Origin of the sequence: Campylobacter concisus (genome assembly GCF_902460675.1) — a bacterium.
GTDB lineage: Bacteria > Campylobacterota > Campylobacteria > Campylobacterales > Campylobacteraceae > Campylobacter_A > Campylobacter_A concisus_AJ.
On sequence record NZ_CABPUQ010000001.1, the window covers coordinates 545,953 to 552,875 of the forward strand.

The following is a 6,923-nucleotide window of genomic DNA, read 5'->3' on the forward strand; positions in this document are numbered from 1 at the left end:
TTGTTTGGAAAATTCTCTAGCAGATCTTACTTCCGTTCTTTTGGGTCATAGCATAGACCTAGCAACTGATACATATGCAAAAGGAGTGCCCTTGAAGGCTAAAAAAGAGGCATTAAAGGGGCTCGAAATCTTTAATTTTTTGATTTTTAGCGCTAGCAAAAATTTTTTATCGCAAAAGATATAATTACTAGTATAAAAATTTTAAAAAAGGATTTTTTATGACAAAATATATTAAACAGCAACTTGAAGTTGATGATTTCAATGAATTAAATCATCTAGGAACAAAGTTTTATTATCAAGACAAGATAGAAGAACTATCTGATGATATAAAATATTGTCTCACAAAGGGATATGGGAGAGCCACAAGTGATAAGAATAAAGATTACTGGCTAAAAATATGCTTTAATCTTTTTGGTCTATTTCCATACTCTGTCCATTTGCCTGGAGCTAAAAAGCTTGATAAGATAATAGATGAGCGACTTAGTGCCTTAAAATTCAAGACCGATACTACCCAAAGACTTGCCGTCCCGATAGATGATGATCTGCCTGTAGAGGAGTTAATAAATAGTTTTTGTCCAGCTGCACCAGAGAAAAAACCAGCCCATAAGAAAAAGAATGCTAAAGAAATTCCTAGTGGCAATACAGTAGAGGTAAAAGATGGGCTTATTGCTTTTATACCACATTATATCGTGTCAGAGATATTAAACTATAAAGAAAAGAAAAAGAAAACCAAAATAAAGCCAATCAAACCTAACAAAGATTCACTAAATATAGCAACGATAGAAGATTTAGTTGAAAACTATTTAGAAAGTGTTGGATCAAGACAAAAGTTTAGCGAAAGCACAAAAAAAGAATACAGATTTGCATCAAAACTACTTCAAGAATTTCTTGATAGTAAAAGCATTGGGATAAATGATATAAATTTAATTGTAGCTGAAAAATTTCAAGGTAGTCTTTTAAATTCTAAAGATGGAACACAGAAACGTGGCGAAAAAAGAGTGAATAAGCAAGCATATAATTGTGTCATTATAGATACAGCAAAAGGCAAATATAGTAGCGAATCCAAAAGAGTAATTGTCCTACATGAAAATATCAAAGACTTACATAATTATAAATGGGTTAAAGCCATAAAAGAACAATACCCTACAATAAAGTCTTTTAATAAAAAAGCCAATGGCTGCATAAGAAAAGTTATAAGTGATAAAAAAGTTAGTGATCATCGCTTGAGAGGCAACTTTGCTAAGAAATTAGTAGAATACGATCATATAAACAACATAAGTGACTCCATTGTAAATGTTGCAGATGAATTAGGCCACAATACAAATAGAAACAATAGAAAGAATCTTGAACAATATAACGACCTAGTTAGGGGAATGATGGGTTACAATCTCTCTGACGCTCTTGACATATACGCCCAGTCTAAACTTTTGAAAACTAAACTAAGAGACATAAAAGCATTTGATGAATATTCAGGTATTTTCAAATACTTAGATATACCAAGTAATAAAATACCCCATATTAAATCAAATAAAAATAATAAAAAGGATAAGAAATGATAGTAATTCAGAACAATGAACTTTTGTTCAGACCTGCTTACTCAGACGAACTTTATATATTTGATGATCCGTTTGAGACTATTAATGATTGGCTTGATGCGACGATCATGGGCTTAAAACAAGAATGCCCTTTTGTTTTAAGCGGTTCATCTCTTGGCGAATTTACTACAGAAACGAGTGATTTCACAATAGGTGGCGAACAAGGCGAGGCATTGACTTACCAAAATGTATTAGATTTTTGTAAAGAGCTATACGATGAAGTCTTTAAGATCAGGGGCAAGCTAGTTGGGCTCTTTTGTCAGTCCATAGGCTGCACAGACAAAGAGGAATTTGATGAAATTTATCAAAAATTCAATAAAAAACTTGATGAGTTTAAAAAAATTCTAGACGAGTTTAAAATACCACAAGGCTTAGATATGCAATATGGCTTCAAGCAGTCCATGCCTTCTTATATTTATTAAAGCAATGCTTATTTTTAAGAATGAGCTTAGTAAAAGTTAAATAAAATTATTCACTTTGAATAATTCTATTCTTTAAAAATAAAAAAAGGAAAGTAGTATGGAGACTAAATTTTGTCCATTTTGTGGTGAGACAATTAACAAAGATGCTATTAAATGCAGATTTTGTGGTAGCTTCTTAAATGAGGAAGCCAAAAATCAAGCAAGAGAACAAATGAATAGCCAAAAAAATATGGCGAATAATTTCCCGTATCAAAACCAAGCAAATAGTAATGAAATCCCGCTTGGTTTTATAAGAACATGGGATGGAGAAGTAATCCTAAAGCCACAAGGTTTTAACTTTTGGGCATTTATATTTGGGCCTCTATACTATACTGGATATGATAACCTGCTATATATATCTCTAGCAACTATATCAACAGTTTTATTATACTTCTTGATTAGTATAGGCATAAAAAATGATAGTATGGAAATGATTAATATTGTTTATGTGGTTTATTCAATCGGTTTGACCGTGGCACAAATCATAGCGGGTGCAATAGCAAATAAGGTTCTTCCAGTAAAAACAGTTAAATTTAATTATGGCTGGGCAATTGGTGCATTTTTAGTATTGCTTATTGCACAATTGATATCTCTAAGACTATTTTTTTAGTAGGATTTGGGCATGAATAACAATCTAGTCAAATGTCCTTTTTGTGCTGAAGAAATAGAAAAAGACTTGGAGTTTTGCCCTATCTGCGATACACAACTAAAAACGCAGTGCCCTTTTTGCAAAGAAGAAGTAAAGACAAATGCTACCAAGTGTAGATTTTGTGGTGAAACTTTGCACTTTATGCCAAAAACCAAAAAAGAGATCATTAAAGAGCAAGAAGAGAATGAAAGAAAAAGGCTGCGAAAGTTAGAAGAAGAAGCAAGAGAGGAGCAGCTAAGAAAAGAAAAAGAAGAAGAGGCAATTCGCTTGAGAGAGCAAAGACAGCGTGAGTTAGAAGAAGCTAGACTTGCCGAAGAAGCCAAAAAAAGAGAAAACAAAGAGCAACTAAAAAAGCACATAAAAAACTATAAATTTATATATGCTATATCTATTTTTATACTTGCTGTAGCGGTAGCTTCTGCATTTATATTCTTAGGAAATCCAAGTAGATATGAAATTTATAGCCTAGAAAATGAATGCGAAAATCAAAATGGTGATAGTTGTATGAAGTTGGCATACTTTTATAACAAGGAGCATGACACTGCAGCAAAGCTGTATGCAGACAAAGCGATAAGTCTTCTAAAAGAGAAGTGCAAATCTGACTCTAAAGCCTGCTATCAACTAGGCCTGCTTTATGAACATGGAGACTATCAAACTAGTAGTTTTACTTTAGAGAAGATAAAAAATGTAGATTATAAAGAGGCTTATGAATACTACAAAACATCTTGTAAATCAGATAATACGCAAGCTTGCGATAGGCAAAAAGCACTTGAAGACGATGCAAAAATTGCTTGCGAGATAGGGATAAACGATAGCTGCATAAAACTAGCTAAAGATTATGAACAAAAAAACGACCTAGAGCATGCAAATGAGATCTATACAAAGCTATGCAACAATAATAACAAAGAAGCTTGCAAGGCTTTAGCTGGCAATCTACTAAAAGGTAATCCCTCTGAAAAAAATATAAAAGTAGCTTATGAGATATATAAAAAAGTTGATGTCTCTAAAGCAAATACAGTTTTTAACGGCGAACATGGATGCCTTCTAAACAATAGTCTTGCTTGCTTTGAAATGGGATTAGAATATAACAGCAATGGTGATTACAAGAAAGCGAATGAATATTATGAAATGGGGTGTAATTTAGGAAATGGCGAATCTTGCACTAATTTAGGCGTTAATTACCAAATGGGAAAAGGAGTCTCAATGGATATAGACAAAGCAAAAGGGTTTTACCAAAAAGCTTGTGATATTAAAGATGGTTTTGCTTGCCAAAACCTAGCTTTTGTATATTATATAGTTGAAGAAAAGATAGATAGTGCTGCTATAAATTTTGAAAAAGCTTGTAATCTTGGTATGGCTAAATCTTGTGGGTATGCAAGCGAACTTTTTAAGGATGACGCAAACATCTTTAAGGATCTAAAAAAAGCTATCGAATTTGCTAAAAAAGGGTGCGATCTAAAAGATGGCAAGAGCTGCTTTATCCTTGGTGCTGGATACGGAGAAGGTGAAGGTATAAAAAAGGATCTTAAAGAAGCTAATAAATACTATCAAAAAGCTTGCGATCTAAATAACGATGCTGATGGATGTGCAAGTCTTGGCTATAACTATAAATATGGCTATGGGATAACTAAAGATCTAACTTTGGCTAATAAATATAATAAAAAAGCTTGTGACGCAGGAAGTGGTAGAGGTTGTAACTATCTTGGCGTAAATTATAGAGATGGCGCTGGCTTTGAAAAAAATATGCAAAACGCATACTCTTACTTCAAAAAATCTTGTTATGACTACAACTATGCTAGGGGATGCACAAATTTAGGCGAAATATTATGCAAATATGGCAATTATACCAATGCAAAACAAGAGGCACAAGACGCGCTAAATAAAGCATATTATAAACTAGGCGACAAAAAAGCACTAGATATACTTAATCAATATTTTAGCTACTAAAAACTCATGGGAAGCTCTCCCATGAGTAAATTTACATCTTATAAAACCCCCTGCCAGAGATCTTCATCTTCGTCTTTTGACTCTTTTGCTTCTTGAACTAAAGCATTTAGTCTTTTAAGTAGCGCATCGAGTTTTTGATTTAGCACTGGCACTTCAGACTTCTTTTTTGTCACTATGTCTTGCTTTATGAGCAAAGAGTGCCTTTTAAATAGCTGCTCGTTATATACCAAAATTTCATTATCCCCAAGAGTTACATTAGTAAAACTACTACCGATGCCAAGCTCTTTTTGGTAGCTTAGCTCAGCCTTTAATAGGTCATTTTCATCTATAAATATAGGCGAAGCTTTATAAATTTTACCATCGTGGTAATACTCAAATTTTTTTAACTTGCTAAAGTCTTTATCCTCTCCGCTGGCGTATTGTCTGACCGAGTTTTTAAAGAAATATTGATTGGTTAAATTTCCCACCAGCTCTTTATATCTTGAGTCGCTACCAAGGCTGCTTTTTAGCACATCTTCGTTTTGAAAGGCGAGTATGAGCTCGACCCTAGCCTCTCTTAGCACGTCAGCGTGCAGGTCCGTTGATGGATTTAGCACACGCTGCGCTTCATCTATAAAGATACTAACTGGCACCTTCTCTTCATTTGCTATGCGTTGCGCCATATTTGAAAGGGTGGAATTTAGCATAAGCTCCACCGCACTATCCTTTAGCCCTTGAGAATTTACAACAACTATCTTTCCTTCATTTAGTAGCTTGCTTATGCTATTGCCATGATAGTTTAGCATCTCATCGTCAGCTATGCTTTGCAAGGCAAAAAGCATAAATGTGTAGTTTGAGAAAAGCCTTGCTTTTTGTGACTCTTCATCATTTCTTACACCTTCATACTCCTTGAAAGCTTGTATGAAATTTTCAGATTTTTCATTAAACTCGCCTAATGCCCAGATTTTCTCATTTAAAGAGCTAGCCAAATGTCTTCTTTTACTTATACCTTTTGCAAATGCCGTTTCGCTTTTTACATGATCATCTACCAGTTTAACTAAGGCATAAAATTTTTTAAAGTCGCCTAGCTGCTGGGTTGATTTGCATAAATTTGCAAAGCTTGGCTTTATATCTTTTGCTCTATTTTCTATATATGGGGTGCAAAAACCTTGCTCCGTAAGGTCGCATATCGCCTTCATCGTTGAAAGGGACTTTGTGGCGATATTTGCCGCTAAATTTCCCCAAAAAGGATCACGCTTTGTGCCAAATGTCTTTTGAAAGAAATTCATCAATAAACTCTCACTTGCATCATCCATTATGTTTATTTTGTTTCCCCATGGCACGTTTATCATTACTACATCTTTTAGCCTGCCATGCTTCTTGGCTAAAAATTTAACCTTTTTATGCTCAACCCCTTTGTAGTCAAAGACAAGCATCCCATGCCCTACTTTTATACGCTCATCCATCGCTGGTAGGATCGCTGAAGTGGTCTTGCCACAACCTGTTTGCCCTGTTATCATCGCATGCGTAAAGCTAATAGGTATGCTAAGAGTGTTTGAAGTAGCGGCTTGGGCTAGCTCTTTTTTGTTGTTGATTAGCGAAAAAACTGACATATTATTCTCCTTTATTAGTTGGTATTATTTCATTGGCTAGGCCATAAGCGATGGCTGATGATGCGTCTATATAGCAGTCTCTATCGGTGAGCTGTTCTATCTTTGATATTTTTAGGTTGCTGTTAGCCTTTATCATCTCATTGACTTTTGATTTGATTTTTAAAATTTGATTTGCGATTAGTTCGATGTCACTTGCCTGACCCGATGCACCGCCAAGAGGCTGATGAAGCATGAGGCTTGAGTTTGGCAGCATGTAGCGCTTATCTCCGTTTAAAAATATAAGTGCAGACATAGAGGCAGCTAGCCCCACGCAAAATGTATTGATTGGTGATTTTATGGTCTTCATAAAGTCGATTAGTCCAAAGCCATCATATATCGAGCCTCCAGGGCCACTTATATATATGTTTATGTCGCTTTGATCTACGCTGTCAAGATACAAAAGTGTCTTTTGTGTAGTTAGGCAAATTTCTTGATCGATCTGCCCATATAAAAAGATATTTCTATCAGCTAGTAAGCTCATGTGAATGTCGGCGAAATTTAACTTGTCAAACTCTGCCATCTTCTCTCCTTGTTTTTGGTTTTTGTGAGAGAAGTTTAAGATAGTATATGAGTCTTTAAATTCCACCTATTGCTTCTAGAGCCGGTGGCTTGGTAGTTTATAAAAGCTCTAGATCGTCTA

Annotated in this window: 6 protein-coding genes; 4 read left to right on the forward strand and 2 right to left on the reverse strand. The window is 34.7% G+C overall.

The window, feature by feature from the left end:
- Positions 1-218 precede the first annotated feature (218 nt).
- The 4 genes from F3G88_RS02640 (at position 219) to F3G88_RS02655 (ending at position 4,652) form a co-directional block, all read left to right on the forward strand.
- Positions 219-1,556, forward strand: a complete 1,338-nt coding sequence (locus F3G88_RS02640; protein ID WP_149706430.1) for a site-specific integrase — start codon at positions 219-221, stop codon at positions 1,554-1,556.
- The gene (locus F3G88_RS02645) at positions 1,553-2,017 is read left to right on the forward strand and encodes a hypothetical protein (protein ID WP_149706429.1); all 465 of its coding nucleotides are present in this window, start codon (positions 1,553-1,555) and stop codon (positions 2,015-2,017) included. The genes F3G88_RS02640 and F3G88_RS02645 overlap by 4 nt, the downstream gene beginning before the upstream one ends.
- Positions 2,018-2,114: 97 nt before the next feature.
- Positions 2,115-2,666: a zinc ribbon domain-containing protein gene (locus tag F3G88_RS02650; protein WP_103652011.1), complete on the forward strand. Its 552-nt coding sequence runs from the start codon at positions 2,115-2,117 to the stop codon at positions 2,664-2,666.
- A gap of 12 nt (positions 2,667-2,678) precedes the next feature.
- The gene (locus F3G88_RS02655; RefSeq protein WP_149712551.1) at positions 2,679-4,652 is read left to right on the forward strand and encodes a double zinc ribbon domain-containing protein; all 1,974 of its coding nucleotides are present in this window, start codon (positions 2,679-2,681) and stop codon (positions 4,650-4,652) included.
- Positions 4,653-4,690: 38 nt separating this feature from the next.
- On the opposite strand, the gene F3G88_RS02660 is transcribed toward F3G88_RS02655, so the two are convergent.
- Both F3G88_RS02660 and F3G88_RS02665 read right to left on the reverse strand, forming a co-directional pair.
- Positions 4,691-6,244: a type IV secretory system conjugative DNA transfer family protein gene (locus tag F3G88_RS02660; RefSeq protein WP_149715303.1), complete on the reverse strand. Its 1,554-nt coding sequence runs from the start codon at positions 6,242-6,244 to the stop codon at positions 4,691-4,693.
- Between the two features lies 1 nt (position 6,245).
- Complete coding sequence (locus tag F3G88_RS02665) at positions 6,246-6,803, reverse strand: ClpP family protease (protein WP_148784392.1); 558 nt, start codon at positions 6,801-6,803, stop codon at positions 6,246-6,248.
- Positions 6,804-6,923: the final 120 nt, after the last annotated feature.

Bases quoted from the DNA above. Each gene is read 5' to 3' on its own strand.
- F3G88_RS02665 (WP_148784392.1), bottom strand. From the start codon at position 6,803: ATGGCAGAGTTTGACAAGTTAAATTTCGCCGACATTCACATGAGCTTA.
- F3G88_RS02655 (WP_149712551.1), top strand. From the start codon at position 2,679: ATGAATAACAATCTAGTCAAATGTCCTTTTTGTGCTGAAGAAATAGAA.
- F3G88_RS02660 (WP_149715303.1), bottom strand. From the start codon at position 6,244: ATGTCAGTTTTTTCGCTAATCAACAACAAAAAAGAGCTAGCCCAAGCC.
- F3G88_RS02645 (WP_149706429.1), top strand. From the start codon at position 1,553: ATGATAGTAATTCAGAACAATGAACTTTTGTTCAGACCTGCTTACTCA.
- F3G88_RS02650 (WP_103652011.1), top strand. From the start codon at position 2,115: ATGGAGACTAAATTTTGTCCATTTTGTGGTGAGACAATTAACAAAGAT.
- F3G88_RS02640 (WP_149706430.1), top strand. From the start codon at position 219: ATGACAAAATATATTAAACAGCAACTTGAAGTTGATGATTTCAATGAA.